The organism is Streptomyces sp. NWU339, assembly GCF_003143855.1.
Lineage (GTDB): Bacteria > Actinomycetota > Actinomycetes > Streptomycetales > Streptomycetaceae > Streptomyces.
The window spans coordinates 1-17,444 of sequence record NZ_QFRK01000009.1; the positions used below are offsets into that span (position 1 = coordinate 1).

Here is a 17,444-nt window from a genome sequence, read left to right on the forward strand (position 1 = left end):
GGCCCGGCCGGGGCAGCCGAGCGCACCGTCCCCGGTCCGGGCAATCCCGCACGCGGCCGGGCCGCGGCCTCGCGCCGCACCGGCCCGAGCCGGCGCGCATTCCTCACCACTCGGGCCGAGGGGATCCTCGCGGTGGACTTCTTCCCCGTCGACACGATCACCAGCATCACCGCCCGCCCCACCGCGCGGTGGGCGACCCGGCAGGCCCGCCATCCGACCGCCGGCCCCGGCGTGCGCGTCGGGTCGCTCCGCCTGGTTCTCCGCGACCGCGACCACCAGGACGCCGACTCCTGCGACGCCGTCTTCGCGGCCGAGGCCAGGGACCTGCTGCTCAGCGCGCCACCGGCGCCGCGCAGGAACGCCCACTGCGAGCGGGTGAGCGGCCCGATCCGGCGCGAGGTCCTCGACCACATCCTGAGCGTGAACGAAGCCCCCGCCCACCAGGTCCTCACCAAGTACCGGGAGCACTGCACCACGCATCGGCCACACCGCTCACGAGACCGCCGACCACCCGAAGCCCAAGAACAGCCGGCGGTATGGCACGATCGCGTGCCCCGTGGGCTGCTGCGCACCCGCGTCGTCGGCGGGGCCATCAACGAGTACCGATACACGGCTTGAGCCGCAGCGATGACTTTACGAGCCCCATAGGAGCACCCGCCCGGGTCAGCAGTGATGGCGGCGAGAACAGGGCCCGGTGAGGGTGGAGGAGTACTCGATGTCCCCATCGGCTCACCCCCCTTTCGAAGGAGCACACTCGTGTCCGGACACCACACCTGGATCCGCAGCCTGCACGATCTGGGCCTGGCAGCCTGGTTCGGCGGCTCACTCATGGGCGCGGTCGGCCTCAACGGCGCGGCCAAGGACATAGGCGGAACCGACGAGACCGGTGCACGCATCGCCTCGTCGGGCTGGGCGAAGTGGACGCCGGTCAACGCCGCCGCCCTCGGCGCGCACCTGTTCGGCGGCGGCGGGCTGCTCGCCGCAAACGCCCACCGGGTCGCCACGCAGCAGGGCGTGGCCGCCTCCACCACGGCCAAGACCGTCATCACCGCCGCGGCCCTGGCCGCCACCGCCTACGCCCGCACCCTGGGCAAGAAGATCGAGCTGGCCTCCTCCCCCGACCCGCAGGACGCCGAGAAGGCAGAGCGGCATCCCATCGACACCACCAAGGCCCGGCGGCAACTGGCCTACGCACAGTGGGCGGTGCCGGCCCTGACCGGATGCCTGGTGATCCTCAACGCCCTGCACGGGGAGCAGCAGCGTCCCAAGGAACAGCTGCACGGCATGTGGAGGCGGGCCCGCTCCGCCACCCCGTTCCTCCCGTGAAGATCGTGAAACGCCGGCAGGCCGCCTCCCTCGGGTGAGGCGGCCGCACATGCGGAGTGGGTGAAGGGTGCTCGCCCTGTCGGCGACGGTGATGATCTCCGCGCCGCCGGGCCCGTCCGGCAGCACGTCTGCAGCAGCCCGTTCACCGCCGAGGTGCGCCGGAACCCGCYCCGAGAGGGGGCGCTCGGGGCCTGCCGCACCATGCGGACCTTCCCAGTTCTCGGGAAGTGTTACCGGCCCTGACAGGCCGCCCTGCGGCCCGGGTGCTTGCCGGGCGGGACGGATACGGGTCGACGGTCAGTCAGGACGTGGTTGTGGGGGTCGGGGCCCGCCTGAAGTGCCCCCGCAGCACGCGGCCCGCCTCTTCGACGCCCACGACGTCGGCGCCAGTGAGCAGCAGCTACGCGACATCGCCGCCGAAGGCCTGGGCGAGGTCTGCTTCCGCGACGGCGGCCGCCGCGCCCACGGCCTGGAAGTGGAGTTCACCGATGGGGAGCACCTGGAGTTCGACCTGTAGAGCCGGGCTGCGCCAGCAGACCGTGGGAGGCTGCGCAGCTGTGCATTGGGCTGTGGGGGCTGCGGATYACCGCCGGGGCCGGCRCCCRGGGCGGACGGCCAGGACTACCGGCGGCTGGTGTAGTGGTGCCCGGCCCAGGCGGGAAGKACGAACCATATGGCGATCAGCCAGACGCCGATGGCGGCGGTCAGCCAGGCGGCGAGCGTGTCSTCGAGAGCCACCCGCAGCAMCAGGAGCAGGGTCAGGACGGTGGTCACCGCGAGCAGCATYAGGCCGGCCTTGGCCATGCGGGAGGCGAGCCTTACGGTCTGGGGCTTGATGCGGCGGCCGACGACGATCCGGTGCAGGGAGGCCGGGCCGATGAGAGCCCCGGCACTGGCCGCCCCCAGGGTGACCGCGGCGACGTAGAGGGCCCGGTCGGTGCCGCCGAGGCCGGTGAAGGCGGGCTGGAAGACGGTGATGAGCAGGAAACCGAAGAGGATTTGCACACCGGTCTGAGCCACCCGTAGCTCTTGCAGCAGATCGGCCCACATCCGGTCCGCACGCTCTTCGGCCGTCTCGTCGCGCCCCCGCCGCTGGACGGGAAGACCAGGRGCGGTCTCCCMGCGGCCTTCGGTGGACTTCCTCACCATGGGAACACTCCCTCGCCGGAGTCCCCGCAKGAGATATTTTCCCCYACTTGCGAAGAGTGAACTKTTTTCGGCGTTACGAGCCCGCGCTGCCGTGAGGCGCCGCTCATGCCGGAGACACGMGCCGTCCTCGGGAACCTGGCAGGTGTGCCGTGTCCCGCACTCACCGCTTCCACCTTGACGTGGACGGCCCTTGTGAGAGGTCACCGTGCAGCGGGTTCGCACCGCCGACCCCAACGAGTGAACCGCCGCACAGCGAGGGCAGCTCCGGTGGCGGCATCGTCGGCCGACAACACGCCCTGGTTGCCACCCGGGCTTGCCCAGGTTCTGATCAGGGCTGCGGGCCGGGTGACGACTGGCTGTCCGGCCCGGTGGCACCGGCTTCACCGACAGGGCCGGGGGCGTGCGACAGCATCACCGCTGTCTGYGAGCGGAGGGAGGCGCTCGCCCCGGCCGGCCGGTCACGCAGGCACACACCCGCATCCCTCCAGGCTGCCGCCGCGGTCGAGTCCGGGCCGTCCGGCTGACCCCGGCCACCCGGTTCGGAGTCTCTCAAGCGAGCCGGTCCGCAACGGCAAGCACCCCAGCAGYGGCAACGAGCACCGCTGAGCCGATGACCAKCACGGCCCGGCCCCCGCCGTCCCGCCGGACGCCGGTGCCCAGGCCGGCGCGATCGGGCCGGGCGCCGGTCAGCCCGAGCGGTGCCGGATGGGGCACCGCGTCATCGACACGAGGGTTCACGCCCGGACCAACGCGTGATCAGGATTTTCGACACAGCGCCACCGCCGCCCTCACCCGTTCGGCCCACGCTGCCCTCACCGCGGCGCCCACCCGGGGCCGCGGGGCCGAACCGCCCCGGAAGGTCTTCCCCGCCTGCTGCCGTGGRCCCCACCGGGGGGGCAGGCGGCACGCGGGAAGCGTCCCGGCCGGCCTGGGCCGTGCCGGACGCGAACCGGCCGCCGGGCAGTCTTGCCGGGGGTGCCCCAGGATGGTCCCTGGCTGCCCGGCCTCGGCACTGCCCGGCAGGCAGCCGATTYYCGAGGCGCGGCGGGCATGGGCCGGCCGCCTGACCCCCACCCCCAGGGAGCACCCCATGGCAGTGATGACGGACGCGCTCGTACCGGCGCTGGAGGACACCCGCCAGGCGCATGCGGCGCTCGYCGACCGATTGCGGGCGGATGCGACCATCACGCCGCCCGGCCCGTACCGGCAGCTGCTCGAGCGCCAGGCGGACCACGTCCAGGACRGCCTCCGGCGCATCGAGCACCACGCGCGCGAGCTGCGGCCCCSCAGCGGGCTGGTCGGSGACCGCGTCGATATCGCGCGGTTCCTCTCGCACGGCGCCGTGCGCACCGTCCTGCTGCCGCTGACCATCGGGTCCACGCTCGTGACGGACATGCTGCGCGGCCGGCGGCCCACCGACGAGCGGCGGCTGCTGAAAAACGCCCAGGACGAGTACGCGGTCACCGCCCGGGCGCTGGCGGCCTGCCGGGCCGGGCAGAGCATCGCCGAAGAGGCCCACGACCAGSCCACCGCCGRCCTGCTCGCCGCACTGCGCCGCCAGGACGAGGAACTGCTCGAACAACTGGAGGACAGCATCACCCAGAACGCCCGGGCCGTGGCGGCCGCGGCCAACGGCTTCGTCCAGGAGAACGGCGGCAACTGGGCCGACGCGGCCGCCCGCACGCTGCGGACCGCCGCCCACCGGGTGCACGACGTCGCCCAGAGCGGCGGCCGGCGGGCCCGGGATGCCGCCGCGGGCGCGGTGCGCGAGATGCCCGAGCCGACCCGGATGGCCGAAGGAGTCCAGGGTGCGGTGACCCGGGAGGAGGAATTGCCGATCCCCCGCTTCAGCCARCTCGGCGTCGACGAAATCCAGCAGCAACTGCGCACACTCTCCCAGTCGGACCTGACGGTCATCGAGGGATACGAACGCACCCACGCCAASCGGCCCGGAGTCCTGGACGCCATCGAGCAGCTGCGCGGCAGCGAACCCTGGCCCGGCTACGACACCATGGCCCCGGACAAGCTCACCGCCCGGTTGCGGAACGTCCCCGCCGGCATCGCCCGCCAGGTCCAGGAGTACGAACGGCGCCACCGGCAGCGCCAGRAGGTCATCTTTGCCGCCGAAGCACGCACCACCCCCTGACGCCSACGGGCGGGCGTCTGCCGGTAGACGGGTGAGGGCAGGACAGCGCGGCGCGCTCGCGCTCCCGGCGCCCGGAGGAACTCATGACCAGCCCTGGAGTGCGATCTCTCGGTTCGGTGTCGGTGGATGGCGTGTCGGTGGCGGGTTCCCGTGATGGTGTCCGGACGCGCTGGGCAGCGAACGGGGAATCGGCCTTGCCGCGGGCGTKGCCCCTGTCAGGAGAGGAGAGATCAGGGGTGCCGGTACGGTCACCGGGCGGTCTACGCGCAGGTGGCGTACTGACACGAAGGTGAGAGATCGCAACCGGCCCGTGTCCGCCTCGACACTCCGAAGAAGACCTACATATCAGTCCGTACGGATCACGACATCAGACTCCGTACGCCGACACGCGGGCCCGCACCGTCAGCACATCGGCAGCCTGGAGCGGCAGTCACCCTGCCGGGACAGCACGCCGACGCGCCCACCAGGACAGCCGCGGCGCGGTGGCCGCGTTGACGGCCTGGCCGAACGTCTCCAGGGCGGCCTCCAGGCGCGCGGTGTTCTCCACGTCTGCCAGGGCGTTCAGCAGCTGCCCGGTGGCGGTGACGACGCCATGCGGCCACTGTCGGAGACCTTCGAGGGCTCCCCCGACCGGCTGATGACCGGCTGGGGCCAGCAGAGCATGCGCCTGAACCGGCTCCCGCCGACCTACCGCGGCCACGGCACCAAGATCGCGCTGTTCGACTCGGGCGTCGACATCAGCCACCCGGACCTCAAGTCCGCCGTCAGCACCGGATACGACTTCACCMCCGGCTCCGAGCGCACTTGGAACGCCGACACCACCGGCCACGGCACCTGGTGCACCGGAGTCAYCGCCGCCGCCGACAACCCCGCCGGCATCGTCGGCGCCGCCCCGGAGGCCGAACTGCCCGCCYGCAAGCTTCCACCCCGGCGGCCGCGTCAGCGACCTGCTGCGCACCCTGGCCTACCGCACCACCCAYGACAYCGACAYCGCCGACCCTGCGCACCGCAGGGCAAGACACCGGCCTCTGACCRGCTCCACGCGGGGRCAAGCGAGACTCCCCCTGCGGGGCCACCAGGAGTGGATCAGAACCGCGTGCCACGGCCGCCGACAGGGCGGCGGACGAACGCCCACACCGAGGCGCCGGCACTTGCGGAATTCAGCGAGCCCCCACATTGCGCAAGAGTCCGCCGCGCTGACCCGTTCCCACCAGCCAAGGGGTCTCGCCGGCGGCCGAGTTCAACCGACGCGAACAGGGAGCCACGCGGTACGCCGCCATCGCCTCGTGTTCGAGCCTGGACCTCTCACCCCGGGGCCCGTTGACATCCACACCCTCAAGGAATAGGACAAAAGCTGTAAAGCGCAAAAATGCATGTTGCCTGATCTCGGTGACTCCAGGCGGCCCACGCCAGCACTCCCCAACTGCGCACCGCAAAAAGGAGGTGAACACATGAACGACACCGAACAGGCGCCCCAGGAACCCGCGGTGACCCCGACGGAAGGTGAGGAGCCGGCGGCCGAACCGGAGACGGAGGAGGCAGAGGCGCCCGCGGCCGGCGAGACCGCGGAAGCCGAAGCGACCCCGTCCGAAGGTGAGGAGCCGGCGGCCGAACCGGAGACGGAGGAGGCAGAGGCGCCCGCGGCCGGCGAGACCGCGGAAGCCGAAGCGACCCCGTCCGAAGGTGAGGAGCCGGCGGCCGAACCGGAGACGGAGGAGGCAGAGGCACCGGCGGCCGAGGGCGAGGAGTCGTCCGAGGGCGCGTAAGGGCGGTCCCGCCCCTGCACGGCGATAACCGTCACGGACATCGACGGATGATGCCCCTTCCGTGCGGCCGGAGGAGAACGCGCCAGCGGGTTTCTCCTCCGGCCGCGTTCTCGTCCCTCGTCGTCTGGCCGCTGCGTGCGCGCAGGAGTGGAGGCGCTGGTGGTTGCGGGCGGGCCGTGGTCCGCGAGGGTTTGAAGCGCGTCACCCGGCGGCGGCCTGGGGGAGTCGTGGCCGACTGCGGCGCCTTCTTCGCCTTCCGGGCGCTGCTTGCTGCGTGATCGCCATGGTGCAGCACCCTGCTTGAAGGCGACCCGGGGGCAATGACGACTCGATCTTGACGTCGCACAGCGTTGCTGAATGCATACTGTGTGCTGCGAATGCTGTTCAGGGCGCTACCGAAAGCGCTCCCACGTACCCGGAACCCATTGGAGGAGAGCAGCATGGCGACTGGCAAGGTGAAGTGGTTCAACCCGGACAAGGGCTTCGGCTTCATCCAGCAGGACGGCGGCGGTCCGGACGTGTTCGTCCACTTCTCCGCCATCCAGAGCACCGGATTCAAGGAACTGCACGAAGACGACCGTGTCTCCTACGACGTCACCCAGGGKCCGAAGGGCCCTCAGGCGGAGAACGTCGTCGTCGAGCCGTAGCCGRCTGACGCACTCCGCAATCAGGCGGGCCTACGAGGATCCCGTTCTGACCGGCCTGGCTTTGCCGGAGGTCATGTCCCCTGTGAGGGGAGTGGCTAATCAACGGCCCTGTCTCACATGCGATGGTGACGGTAAGTAGTTGCCGTGGCYGGTAGTRACACTCCCAGGCCAGCACGGGTGACGCGACCGTCGACACTGTGCTCGTCCCGCTCGACGGCGCGTCTGCGACCGCTCTCCTCGGAGCTCGGACCAGGCACATCAAAGGTGACGCTCTGCCACCCCCGAATGTGAGACAGGGCCGTTAAGTTGACACACCCGCTGCATCAAGCGGGCCAGCTCCAGTCGGCCACCTCTGGGATGTCCTCGCCGCGTGGGCGACGAGAGCGAGACGACGGCGAAGGAAACGCCCAGTTACACCCTCTGCGGAGCGCTGCAGTTCCTGCTTTTCCTGTGGGACGGAGGGCGGTGTGCTGCTGGCGACACCTCTTCGAGGTCCCGCATGCCCCACCGCGAACAGCCTGACGCCCCCTCCCCATCCCACGCCGCCCACGACGGCCCGGGAACCGAGGCCGCAGATCCACGCAGCCACCGCACCGAGACCCCAGCACGACGAACGAGATCGTGCCCCTTCTCGTGGTGTAGCCGATCATCCGGCGGTCGTGTTGGTGGTGTTGGGTAGCGCGGGGGCGCTTTCGGGGCGCTCGGCGGGGTAGAGCTGGTCCATGCTTCCCTCGGGCAGGTAGCGGCGGGGGAAGGCGATCCATTCGTCGTGCAGTTCGAAGAGCACGGCGGTGACCAGCCGCAGGAGCGCGGCGTCGTTGGGGAAGACCTGGACGACGTCGGTGCGGCGCTTGACCTCGCGGTTGATCCGCTCCAGCGGGTTGGTGGACTGGATCTTCTTCCAATGTCGCTCGGGGAACGCCGCGAAGGCGGTCAGGTCGTCCTTCGCTTCCAGCAGCATTGCCTTGACCTTGGGGAACTGCTTGCCGAGCATGTCGGCGACGGTGTCGAGCTGGGTGCGGACCGCGTCGGCGGTGGGCTGGGCGAAGATGGTGCGGATCGTCGCGGCGACCATTTCCGCGGCGTCCTTGGGGATCACGCCGAAGACATTGCGCAGGAAATGAACTCGGCAGCGCTGGTAGGCAGCCCCGATCATGACCTTGCGGATCGCCTTGACCAGCCCCGAGTGGTGGTCGCCGATGACAAGCCGGACCCCGTTCAGGCCGCGTTCGCGCAGGTGACGGAGGAACTGGGTCCAGAACACTTCGGTCTCGCTGTCGCCGACCATCACTCCCAGCACCTCCCGACCGCCGTCCTCGGTGATGCCGGTGGCGATCACCACGGCCCGCGAGACGATCTGATGCGCGACCCGCGCCTTGCAGTAGGTCGCATCGAGATAGACGTAGGGGAAGCGGATGTGGTCCAGGGGCCGGGTACGGAACGCGGTCAGCTGCGTGTCCAGGCCCGCGCAGATCCGCGAGACCTCGCTCTTGGAGATCCCGTTGTCCGCGCCCAGTGCCTTGACCAGGTCGTCGACCGAGCGGGTGGACACGCCGTGGACGTAGGCCTCCATGATGACGGCGAACAGGGCCTGGTCGATGCGGCGGCGCCGCTCCAGCAGGCTCGGGAAGAAGCTGCCCGAGCGCAGCTTGGGGATCGCAAGGTCCAGGTCGCCGGCCTGCGTGGTCAGCGTCTTGTCGCGGTGCCCGTTGCGCAACGCGGTACGTGTCTCGGTGTGTTCGTTCCACTCCGCGCCGATCCTCGCCGTCGCTTCGGCCTCGATCAGCTCCTGCAGCATCCGCTCGGCCACGGAACGGACGAGTTCGAGCCCGTCTGCCGAACGCAGTGACTCCAGCAGCCGGAGTAAGTCATGCTGGGACAGGGCCACCCTGCACCTCCTGGTTGAACTGGCCGTTTACCAGGGAGAGTTGCATGGTGGCCCACCTGTCGGGCAGGGAGCGAAATCCAGGTGACCGCACGCCCCGGCGTACGCCCCAACGTTGATCGCCTACACCACGTCGCGGGACGCCATCCCGAGGAGCTCCCCGCCGCGGCATTGACGCCACGGCATGAACACACGCCTCGTCACAGACCCGACCGGCCAGGTGCTGTGGATCTCGCCCGCTCTGCCAAGCCGGTGTCACGGCCTGACCGCAGCACGGACCCACCGGATGATCCGGACCTGCGAAACCAGGGGGTTCCCGCGCTCGCCGACCGCGCCTGGCAGGGCGCCGCCCCTGGGGGACCACCAGTCCCGAACGCCCGGCGGCGAACTCACTCCCATCCAGCACACCATCGCCCAAGCCCTGGCCCAGGCACCCGTCGAACGCGGAATGGCACAGTTGAAGTCCTGCACCACCGTGAGCAATCCAAACGCTCGGATCCACCCCCGGACTGGAACGCCGTCATCGACGCCACCTCGCTGATACCTCACCGTCAGATCGCAACTGCGAGTACCGACGGCATAAAATTCACCCTATGAGCACAGGCAAAGAAAGGCATCCGGACTCGGGCGGGGGCGGGCGGGGCGACGACGCCGAGCGCCGGGCAGCCGAGAAGTACATCAGCGACCTGTTCGCACGGGGCCAGGCGGTGTTCGAGGGCGAGGAGCCGACGTCCAGCACGACGCACGTCGTCAAGCGCGAGGACGACGGACGGCTCACCGTCCGCCGCCTGCGCTTTTCCAGCTGACCTCTCAGTCGAAGCAGCGCCGGACCAGAGTGAGGCCTTCGGTGGTCTCGCTGCGGGTGATCTCGTGGGTCTTGAGCCGGGAGGGGTTGTCGTCGACGACCGCCGTGTCGGAGCGGTGCTCCTCGGGTACGGCGACCCGACCGCGTCGCAGGAGGTCTTCCAAGTACGACGTGGCGACCTGCTCAGGGTCGGTGGGCCGCAGCGAGCCCCCGGCCGGGGCGGAGCCGGCGATGCCGAACCGCCTCACCTCCCCTGGGGCACTGAGGGTGAGCGGCCCCTTGACGCCATACGCCATTCCCTGGATCGTGACGGTCGTCAGGCCCTGATCGTCACTGCCGCCCGGCGTCGCCTCGGCGATTCCGGCGCCCCGGCGCGCCACCTCCGCCGCGGTGATGGACGTGGCGGCCTCCAGGGAGAGGATTCCGTGCCTAATGAACGCCGAGCGCAGGGACTGGCCGTGAACACCGCCGAACCGACGCTGGTCGGCGGCGATCATGTGCCCCGCGACCTGCGCGTAATAGGCCGACACCACGGGCGCGGCCACGACGGCGTCCACGAGAAGCCGGCCCGCGATCTCCGCCGCCTTCGCCAGACCGGCCTGGTCCTGAGCGGCCTGCTGCCTGAAGATCCCGGCCACGATCTTCAGGAACGCGCCGCTGAACACCCGGGAGAACGAGTGCGGCTCGCTGGTCAGCGTGTTCGCGGGCCCGAGTGGCGGCAACCCCACCGGGTCGCGGTAGAAAAAGGTGTTCGACATGTTGCGCAGGCAGTCCGGATCGACCCGGTCCGGTTTGAGCTGGCGGATCGCCCAGCCCAATTGTTCGGCCATCCGCGACACCCGTGAAGACAGCTCCAGGTTGCCCTGCGTCTCGGTCAGGACGGTGATCCGCAGCGACTCCATCTGGAGTGCGGTCAGCAGGGCGCTGATGTCACCGAACGCCTCGTGCAGACCGTCCCCCTCGTGCATCGCCGCATGGAACAGCTGAGGACGCAGGGCGTCGAGGACCGCATGGCCCAACTCGTGCCGGACGATCTCGGGGCTCTGGGCCGAGAAGACCTCCACACCTGCCACAGTCTGATGGAAAAACTCCAGGGACCTGCGGGTGTAGAAGGCGTTGAGGTCGACTCCCTCGTCGAGGTGCGCGGTGAGCACCCGTCCGACCGACGGGACCCACTGCGTTCCCGAAGGAACCAGTGGGCCCCACATCCGACTGGCGCTGCTGAGCGCATCGGCCGCCACCCAGTAGCGGAATGCCGCCGTGCCCGGCCCGGCGCTGTCCGGCTGAGGCGCGGGCTGCGCGATGGCCGTCGGAAAGGGCTGCGTCTCGAGCTGCGGCACGGGATGCCGTACCGGCACGGCTCCCGGAGGAGATCCGGGATCGTCCTCGTACACCAGGACTGTCTGGTCCATCGCCTGCTGCTGTTGCACCGTCATCGCGGCTCCATGAAGGGAGAGAGAAGGTGGTGAAGTGCACCAAGGGGGCTTCCAGCCAAAGGCCCCCTTACACCCAGTACGCATCTAGTGACTCCTGGTGTCAATTCGAACGCGATGGGTGGCGGGTTTGTCCGGGCATCATCCGGTGAGCGGCGTTCGGGCGGGCCTTCTCGTCGCCTGTGGGGACGCAAGGGCTCCCATTGCCGTGCTCCTCGGCGAGGTGCTCCAGGGTGTCGGCGCCGGGTATGGCCTGCACGTGCGCGCCCTGTCGTCAGATCGGACGGGCCCGTGAACCGCTGAACCGTCACCGCGGGGTCGATGACAGGGACGGCGTCCGCGACGAGAACGCCCAACGCGTCGGACGTGCCCACGGCTGGACCCGGCACCGAGGAACCGGCGTCCCTCGACGGTGGGCGTGCTGCCCCGCTGGCGGCCCGCGATCCAGTCGATCTGGAAGAGGTCGGCGATGTGCTCGTCCGCCGCGGTAGCGGTTCCGTCGGCGTCACCGGCGCCCGGTGCCGGGGGCACGGCGGGATGCAAGAGCACGGGTCGCCGTTCTCGTCGACGAATCCGCTGTGGGAGGCGGTGGAATCAAGGTGCGCAATGATGAGCACCGTGGAGTCCGCCCCGGCGGCACAGTGCTCGTTTTCCACGTCGGACAACCGCCGCCCGCGCCTGCGGAACCGGTGCGGTCGTGCCCTCAGGTCGAGGTCCTGGAAACGCTCTGCGAGCGCCTCGCCGGCTCTGAGCGGCTCAACACCGTCCCGGACGTGGAAGCGGCTCGACAGCACGTGGTGAGGGGCGGAGCATGGTGGGTGAGGGCACACGGGGCACCTGTGACCGGATTTGCGTCTCTGCAGGGATGGGCAGGGGGCATGGAGAACGGACATCGGGGTGGTCACGGCGCGGTCGGTCGGCGGGCGCCGCGGGAGGCCGTCCCGGTCCCGACCACCTCCGTTCCCGCTTCGGCGGTCTCCGGACGGGGCGGGGTCGGGATGCGCATCGGTGTCCTGGGAGGCTTCGGCCTGTGGGTGGGCGGGGAACCGACGGCCGTTCCCGGGGGGTCGGAGCGGGTGCTGGCGTTCGTCGCCCTGCGCTGCCGGGCCGCAGTGCCCCGTCCCCTGATCGCGGGAACCCTGTGGCCGGAAGCCCCCGAGGACCGCGCGTACGCCAACCTCCGTTCCGCTCTCGCGCGCCTGCACCACGCCGGTCGCCGGGCCTTGGAGATCGGCCCGGCCGAGGTGCGCCTGGCCCGCGGCACCACCGTCGACCTCCACCACGCCCGCCTGACCGCCCACCGCGTCCTCGACCCCGCCGAGGCTGCCCGGCTCCCCGATTCCGTCCCGGACGCGGTCGACGCCCTCTCCGCCGACCTGCTGCCCGGGTGGTACGACGACTGGGCGCTGCTGGAGGCGGAGGGCTGGCGGCAGCTGCGACTGCACGCCCTGGAGACGCTGGCCGGGCGGCTGATCACGGCACAGCGGTACGCCGAGGCCGTCACCGCGGCGCAGACGGCCGTGCACGCTGACCCGCTGCGCGAGACCGGCCAGGTGTGCCTGGTCCGGGCCCACTTGGCGGAGGGCAACCCCTCCGAAGCCCTGCACGCCTTCGCCCGCTACGCCCGGCGCCTGCACGACGAACTGGGGCTGGAACCGACCGAGCGGCTGCACCGGCTGCTCGCGGGCCTTGCCCCGTCACGCCGCGGTGACGGCCGTCCCGGACGGTGAGGGGCATGGCAGCATCGGGCACCGGCGTGATGATCATCCGGGTCTGGGTCGAAGAGGGTTCCGCCCAACCTCTGCGGGCCCACATCCGCCTGACCGATGACGTCGCCTCCGGTGTCGAGCGCAGCATGACGCTCACCCGGGTCAATGCCGTGTGTCGGGTGGTTCAGGAGTGGCTGGAGGAGGTGCTCACCGACCCCGACGGAGGGTGAGGGCGGGGCCACACGGCCGTCACGCGGCGGTGACGCACCGGCCGGAACACTGGCATTCCACCGGGCCGACAGAACCGGTCCGGGACTCCTCGGGGGCCTTCTGACGGAAGGCTGTCCGTCGAGGGACCTCTCGTGCAGTCGTATCCCAACGAGGAGAGTCATGGCTACCCCACTGTCAGCAGACCAGTTCCTCGATGCGCTGCGTGCCGAAGGGCTCACCGTCGTCGAGCACCGTTCGTGGCGCACCCACAACCGCAACCACAAGGGTCCCTGGGGTCCCGTGCATGGTGTGATGATCCATCACACGGTCACCTCCGGAACCATGAGCAGCGTCCAGCTGTGCTACGACGGCCACTCCGCCCTGCCCGGCCCGCTGTGCCACGGCGTCGTCGCCAAGGACGGCACCGTGCACCTGGTGGGCAACGGCCGGGCCAACCACGCGGGGCTCGGTGACGACGACGTCCTGCGCGCGGTGATCGACGAGGCCGCCCTGCCGCCCGACAACGAGGCCAACACCGACGGCAACCGGCACTTCTACGGCTTCGAGGCGATCAACCTCGGCGACGGCATCGACCTCTGGCCCGAGGCGCAACTGGAGGCGATCGAGAAGGCGGCTGCTGCCGTCTGCCGGGCTCACGGCTGGACCGAGTGCAGCGTGATCGGCCATCTGGAGTGGCAGCCCGGCAAGATCGACCCCAAGGGCTTCACCATGGCCTCGATGCGCCGCCGGATCAAGGACCGCCTGAGCGCCGCCCTGGCAGGAACCTCTGTTTCTCCATAGGGTTTCGACTGCTCCGACGGCACCCCCCTGGTGTTCCGCAGCGGCAGTTCTGCAGGGGGAACCCGTTACCCGCGAGCTCACAGCGGCTGAGCGGGAGCGTCGGGCAGTGGAGGCTGCCCAGGAGCTCGGCATCGAGTGCACCAGGCAGGTCGAGCAGGTCGGCCAGGACGCCTGGGCGAAAGTCCTCGCTCACCCGGGCGCCGCCGCCGCATGAATCTGACGGCCGTACTGGACCACCCCGCTTTGACCGCCCTGTACCGGACGGACCCGTTCGTCACCGGCCTGTACATCGAAGCCTCACGTGGCACCGGCCGCGTCCTGACCCCGTCACTGTCCGTTTTCGCTGCCGAGCGTCAGGGTGCCGGTGCAGGCAAGCACGCCGCATCGCTGTGGTTCGCGGAGAACGTTTCATTCAGCACCGCGCACGCCGTGGATGCGATGGGCCGGCCGAGCGTGGACCGGCCGGTGGCTCACGCAGCGGCGATCGCCTGGCAGGCAGTCAAGGAGGGCGAGCTCATGAGGGTGTTGTCGCTTGAGCCCGAGCCGTACGCCGGAACCGGTATCAGGCCGCTGAACCCCACCTGAACGCCGCCCGTGTCACGGGCCCGGTGAGAACGAGGGAGACGGCGCCGAGGGTTACCGCCGCGCGCTCGCCGCCCGGGAGACTGCGCACGCGCGGCGCGTCGTCCCGACCATCGCGGAGGAAGTCGAGCGACAGAACCGCGCGATGGGTGAATTCAACGCGAGCGTTTCCCCAACTGCCCTTGAAACAGGTCGGGCGTCCAGGGGGGCGGCGATGTGAACTCCGCTGTGCGCGTCCGGCCGTTGAGCGCCCCCGGGGCGCTGTCCCGGGGCCGTTCAGCCGCGCGGCAGCGGGCGGCTCGGCCGGATCTCGTGCAGGTGCACCACCAGGTCCGTCGATCTCAGCAGGTTGACCCGGTCGCCGGGCGGAGGGAAGTCCGTGCCGATCTCTCGTTTGGGCCGGGGGGCGTCCGGCCAGGCGGGTGGTGCGGTGTACAGGTCGGGGTACCGGTTCCGGTGTCTCACCCGGTCCAGGGTGTGCTCGACCGAGCCGGGAATGGCGGGCTCTGCCTCGAACCGCTTGACGTCCTCGTCGGCCGGGCTCTGCAAGCCCTGTTCGGTGGTGTGCACGGCACCCCGGCCGACGGAGAGCCCCACCGTCAGGTAACCGCCGCCCAGTCGCCGCCGGAGCACTGCTCCCCGGGTGAGGGGCAGGACGGGAGTGGAACTGCTGGTGTACAGGTGGCTGTTGTGCCCGCCGAGCACCAGCCGGTGGCCGGTTCGGCGGTGCCACCACGGGGTCTTCTCCGCCGTGACGGTGTCTCGGTAAGCCATGGGCCGCCGGCACGGCCCGGGGGTCCGTGAAGTCGAAGGCCTACATGCGCGCCATCTGGTCGACGGCGGTGGCGTGCTGGACCGCCCAAGCGTCCTCGTCGTCCGTCCTGGCAGGCTCGTGGGCGCGGAGCAGCGTGAGGACGCGGCCGGTGCGCTCGGATCGCGCACACCGTTTGTCCAGGAGCGCGGTCATGGCGGTGCGGATCCGCTCGCCGGCGGGCAGGGTGGGACGCAGTCCCGGTACAGGTCGGTGACGTCGGGCAGCAGGTCGGGGTGGGGGCGCCGGGCATGGCCGACGACCCGGTCGTACGGCTCGGGCCAGCGTAGGCGTGGGAACCGTGGGCGGCCTCGCCGATACCGACCATCACGGCGTCGCCGACCGCTTTCCCGAAGGGACGCAAGTCCTCGAGGGGCCCGAGGGCTCGGTGGTGTGCAGGGGGCGGGCGGCCGTCTGGAGGGCCGGCAGCGGGTCGTCGACGGCCGTGAGAGGCCCATCCGAAGTGCCGGGTCCCCACCGGCCGGGGAGGCCGCGACCGCTCCGGGGACGGCGGCGAGCCGCCTTGTCATGGAGGGCGCCATGACCTCTCAGCGTCCCTGCCCTGGCGTCGGACCGCGCTCCGCTTGTCACCCGGCCGGAGCAGTACTGCGAGCAGTGATGGTGCCGGGCACCGGACGCTTCCGCGCGGCCTCCGCATCCGCCCGTACTCCCCCGGAGCAGGGCCGGCCGGGAACCGCCCGGTCCCGGCAGCCGGCCGCCCCCTTGTAACGGGCCGTCACCTCGGCTTCGCCGGCACGCACAGCCACGCGAGGCCTGCGGCGGTCAGGTAGGCGAGCGCGCCGACGGCCATGCTGGTGCGCAGCCCGGTGTCGTAGTTGGTGGCTGTGGCGAGCAGACTGCCGCCGAGCGCCACGCCGGTGGCGCTGCCGATCTGGCGGGTGGTGTTGAACAGGGCGGAAGCCGCCCCCGAGTACGCCTGAGGTGCGGCACCCATCACGGTGGCGGTTGAGCCGGTGAGGGCGAAGGAGGTACCGAACCCCGCAGCCATCATCGGGACCACCAGCAGCGGGTAGGCGGGGTCGGCTCCCGCCGAGGCCCAGCCGGCCAGTCCCAAGGCGGCCAGGAGCATGCCGGAGATCACCAGCGGACGATCGCCGGTGCGGCGGGTCAGCCGCCCGGACAGAACGGAGGCGAACATGGTCATCGCCACCGCCGGGAAAAGCGCCAGCCCGGTTTCCAAGGCGCTGAAGCCGCGCTGGTGCTGGAATTCCAGGCTGGCGGTGAACACCATGCCGTAGAAACCGAAATTGAACAGAAGACCGATGACGGCTCCGCCGCTCATCGTACGAGACCGCAGCAGGCTCAGCGGAAGGGCAGGAGACCGGGCCAGCCGCTCGCGCACCGCGAATGCCGCGGCGGCCAGCACGGCCAGGCCCACCCCGGCGAGAACAGCCGGGTCGGACCAGCCCCGCCGTCCGGCCTCGTTGAGCGCCGCGATCAGCAGCGCCACCGCCGCCACGACCGCGCACTGCGCCGGCCAGTCCAGGGACCGAGCGGCACGCCGGGGCGAGCGTGCCACATGCCGCAGCGTCAGCATCAGGCAGGCCGCACCGACGGGCAGGTTGATGAGGAACACCCAGCGCCAACCCCCCGTGGAGACGAGGAGCCCGCCCAGCAGTGGCCCGGCAGAGGCCGCGATGCCCGCCATCGAACCCCACAGCCCGAAGGCCCGCGAGCGTGCGGCCGGCGCCGGGTAGGCCTGCTGGAGCAGGGCCAGGGAACCGGGCACGATCAGCGCCGCGCCGAGCCCCTCCACCAGCCGGGCCACAACCAGGAAGGGGGCGCTCGGCGCGGCCGCGCACGCGGCCGAGGACACGGTGAACACCGCTACGCCCGAGCAGAAGATCCGCCGGTTGCCCAGCCGGTCGCCCAGCGCGCCACCGGTCAGCAGGAACCCGGCGAAGACCAGGGTGTACCCATCGGTGATCCACTGGATGCCGGTGAGCGAGGCGGACAGTTCCCGGCCGATCACCGGCACGGCGACGTTGATGACCGTCACATCCAGGATCACCATGAAATACCCGGCGCACACTGCCAGCAGCGGTGCCCAGGACCGTCGCCCGGACCCCGGGGTCGACTCGGGAGAGGGCGCGGACTCACCGCCACCGGCCGGCTCCGCGAACGCCACGGCCCCAACTCCATCCCGTTCGCGG

The 17,444-nt window shown here is 70.9% G+C and carries 17 protein-coding genes and 3 pseudogenes; 13 read left to right on the forward strand and 7 right to left on the reverse strand.

Going from position 1 to position 17,444, the window contains the following annotated elements; all coding sequences use genetic code 11:
- The 3 genes and pseudogenes from DIZ27_RS12610 to DIZ27_RS12620 all read left to right on the forward strand — a co-directional run.
- Positions 1-618: transposase (locus DIZ27_RS12610; protein ID WP_258308341.1), on the forward strand; the 618-nt coding region annotated here is incomplete at its 5' end.
- A 138-nt stretch (positions 619-756) separates the two neighbouring features.
- The gene (locus DIZ27_RS12615) at positions 757-1,326 is read left to right on the forward strand and encodes a hypothetical protein (protein ID WP_109378471.1); all 570 of its coding nucleotides are present in this window, start codon (positions 757-759) and stop codon (positions 1,324-1,326) included.
- A 337-nt stretch (positions 1,327-1,663) separates the two neighbouring features.
- Positions 1,664-1,843: pseudogene (locus tag DIZ27_RS12620) on the forward strand (XRE family transcriptional regulator); the annotation flags it as partial.
- Between the two features lie 104 nt (positions 1,844-1,947).
- Here the strand turns inward: DIZ27_RS12620 and DIZ27_RS12625 are convergent.
- Entirely contained in the window at positions 1,948-2,475 is a 528-nt protein-coding gene (locus DIZ27_RS12625) for a DUF6328 family protein (protein ID WP_109378472.1), read from the reverse strand.
- 1,090 nt (positions 2,476-3,565) lie between these two features.
- On the opposite strand from DIZ27_RS12625, the gene DIZ27_RS12630 reads away from it, so the two are divergent.
- Positions 3,566-4,621, forward strand: coding sequence for a hypothetical protein (locus DIZ27_RS12630; RefSeq protein WP_109378473.1), 1,056 nt, complete (start codon positions 3,566-3,568; stop codon positions 4,619-4,621).
- Between the two features lie 430 nt (positions 4,622-5,051).
- On the opposite strand, the gene DIZ27_RS45670 is transcribed toward DIZ27_RS12630, so the two are convergent.
- Positions 5,052-5,321 carry a hypothetical protein gene (locus DIZ27_RS45670; protein WP_181383520.1) on the reverse strand — a complete coding sequence of 90 codons (270 nt, stop codon included), beginning with the start codon at positions 5,319-5,321 and terminating at the stop codon, positions 5,052-5,054.
- Here DIZ27_RS45670 and DIZ27_RS48725 point away from each other — a divergent pair.
- From DIZ27_RS48725 to DIZ27_RS12645, 3 genes are all read left to right on the forward strand, one after another.
- On the forward strand, positions 5,283-5,945 hold the full coding sequence (locus DIZ27_RS48725) for a S8 family serine peptidase (RefSeq protein WP_375231968.1): 663 nt from the start codon (positions 5,283-5,285) through the stop codon (positions 5,943-5,945). The two genes, DIZ27_RS45670 and DIZ27_RS48725, sit on opposite strands and share 39 nt — an antisense overlap.
- Positions 5,946-6,072: 127 nt before the next feature.
- Entirely contained in the window at positions 6,073-6,387 is a 315-nt protein-coding gene (locus DIZ27_RS12640; RefSeq protein WP_109378475.1) for a hypothetical protein, read from the forward strand.
- Between the two features lie 440 nt (positions 6,388-6,827).
- Positions 6,828-7,034 carry a cold-shock protein gene (locus tag DIZ27_RS12645; RefSeq protein WP_109378476.1) on the forward strand — a complete coding sequence of 69 codons (207 nt, stop codon included), beginning with the start codon at positions 6,828-6,830 and terminating at the stop codon, positions 7,032-7,034.
- Between the two features lie 646 nt (positions 7,035-7,680).
- Here DIZ27_RS12645 and DIZ27_RS12650 read toward each other — a convergent pair.
- Positions 7,681-8,922, reverse strand: coding sequence for an IS256 family transposase (locus tag DIZ27_RS12650; protein WP_109378404.1), 1,242 nt, complete (start codon positions 8,920-8,922; stop codon positions 7,681-7,683).
- A 172-nt stretch (positions 8,923-9,094) separates the two neighbouring features.
- Between DIZ27_RS12650 and DIZ27_RS47000 the strand changes: the two are divergent.
- Positions 9,095-9,385 (forward strand): annotated as a pseudogene (locus DIZ27_RS47000) (transposase family protein); the annotation flags it as partial.
- 127 nt (positions 9,386-9,512) lie between these two features.
- A complete protein-coding gene (locus DIZ27_RS12655) occupies positions 9,513-9,725 on the forward strand; it encodes a hypothetical protein (protein ID WP_109378477.1) in 213 nt (70 codons plus the stop codon).
- 4 nt (positions 9,726-9,729) lie between these two features.
- On the opposite strand, the gene DIZ27_RS12660 is transcribed toward DIZ27_RS12655, so the two are convergent.
- A complete protein-coding gene (locus DIZ27_RS12660; protein WP_258308342.1) occupies positions 9,730-11,160 on the reverse strand; it encodes a hypothetical protein in 1,431 nt (476 codons plus the stop codon).
- An 875-nt stretch (positions 11,161-12,035) separates the two neighbouring features.
- On the opposite strand from DIZ27_RS12660, the gene DIZ27_RS12665 reads away from it, so the two are divergent.
- The 4 genes and pseudogenes from DIZ27_RS12665 to DIZ27_RS12680 all read left to right on the forward strand — a co-directional run bounded on the left by DIZ27_RS12665 (position 12,036) and on the right by DIZ27_RS12680 (position 14,462).
- Positions 12,036-12,887 (forward strand): BTAD domain-containing putative transcriptional regulator, encoded by an 852-nt coding sequence (locus tag DIZ27_RS12665; RefSeq protein WP_258308343.1) that lies wholly within the window; start codon positions 12,036-12,038, stop codon positions 12,885-12,887.
- Positions 12,888-12,892: 5 nt separating this feature from the next.
- Entirely contained in the window at positions 12,893-13,096 is a 204-nt protein-coding gene (locus tag DIZ27_RS12670; protein WP_109378478.1) for a hypothetical protein, read from the forward strand.
- Positions 13,097-13,256: 160 nt separating this feature from the next.
- Positions 13,257-13,874: pseudogene (locus tag DIZ27_RS12675) on the forward strand (N-acetylmuramoyl-L-alanine amidase); the annotation flags it as partial.
- 246 nt (positions 13,875-14,120) lie between these two features.
- The gene (locus DIZ27_RS12680; RefSeq protein WP_258308344.1) at positions 14,121-14,462 is read left to right on the forward strand and encodes a hypothetical protein; all 342 of its coding nucleotides are present in this window, start codon (positions 14,121-14,123) and stop codon (positions 14,460-14,462) included.
- 273 nt (positions 14,463-14,735) lie between these two features.
- Here DIZ27_RS12680 and DIZ27_RS12685 read toward each other — a convergent pair whose 3' ends face one another.
- From DIZ27_RS12685 to DIZ27_RS12690, 3 genes are all read right to left on the reverse strand, one after another.
- Positions 14,736-15,233, reverse strand: a complete 498-nt coding sequence (locus tag DIZ27_RS12685) for an erythromycin esterase family protein (RefSeq protein ID WP_109378481.1) — start codon at positions 15,231-15,233, stop codon at positions 14,736-14,738.
- Between the two features lie 40 nt (positions 15,234-15,273).
- Positions 15,274-15,426, reverse strand: coding sequence for a hypothetical protein (locus DIZ27_RS45675; RefSeq protein ID WP_181383503.1), 153 nt, complete (start codon positions 15,424-15,426; stop codon positions 15,274-15,276).
- 580 nt (positions 15,427-16,006) lie between these two features.
- On the reverse strand, positions 16,007-17,419 hold the full coding sequence (locus DIZ27_RS12690; protein WP_109378482.1) for an MFS transporter: 1,413 nt from the start codon (positions 17,417-17,419) through the stop codon (positions 16,007-16,009).
- Positions 17,420-17,444: the final 25 nt, after the last annotated feature.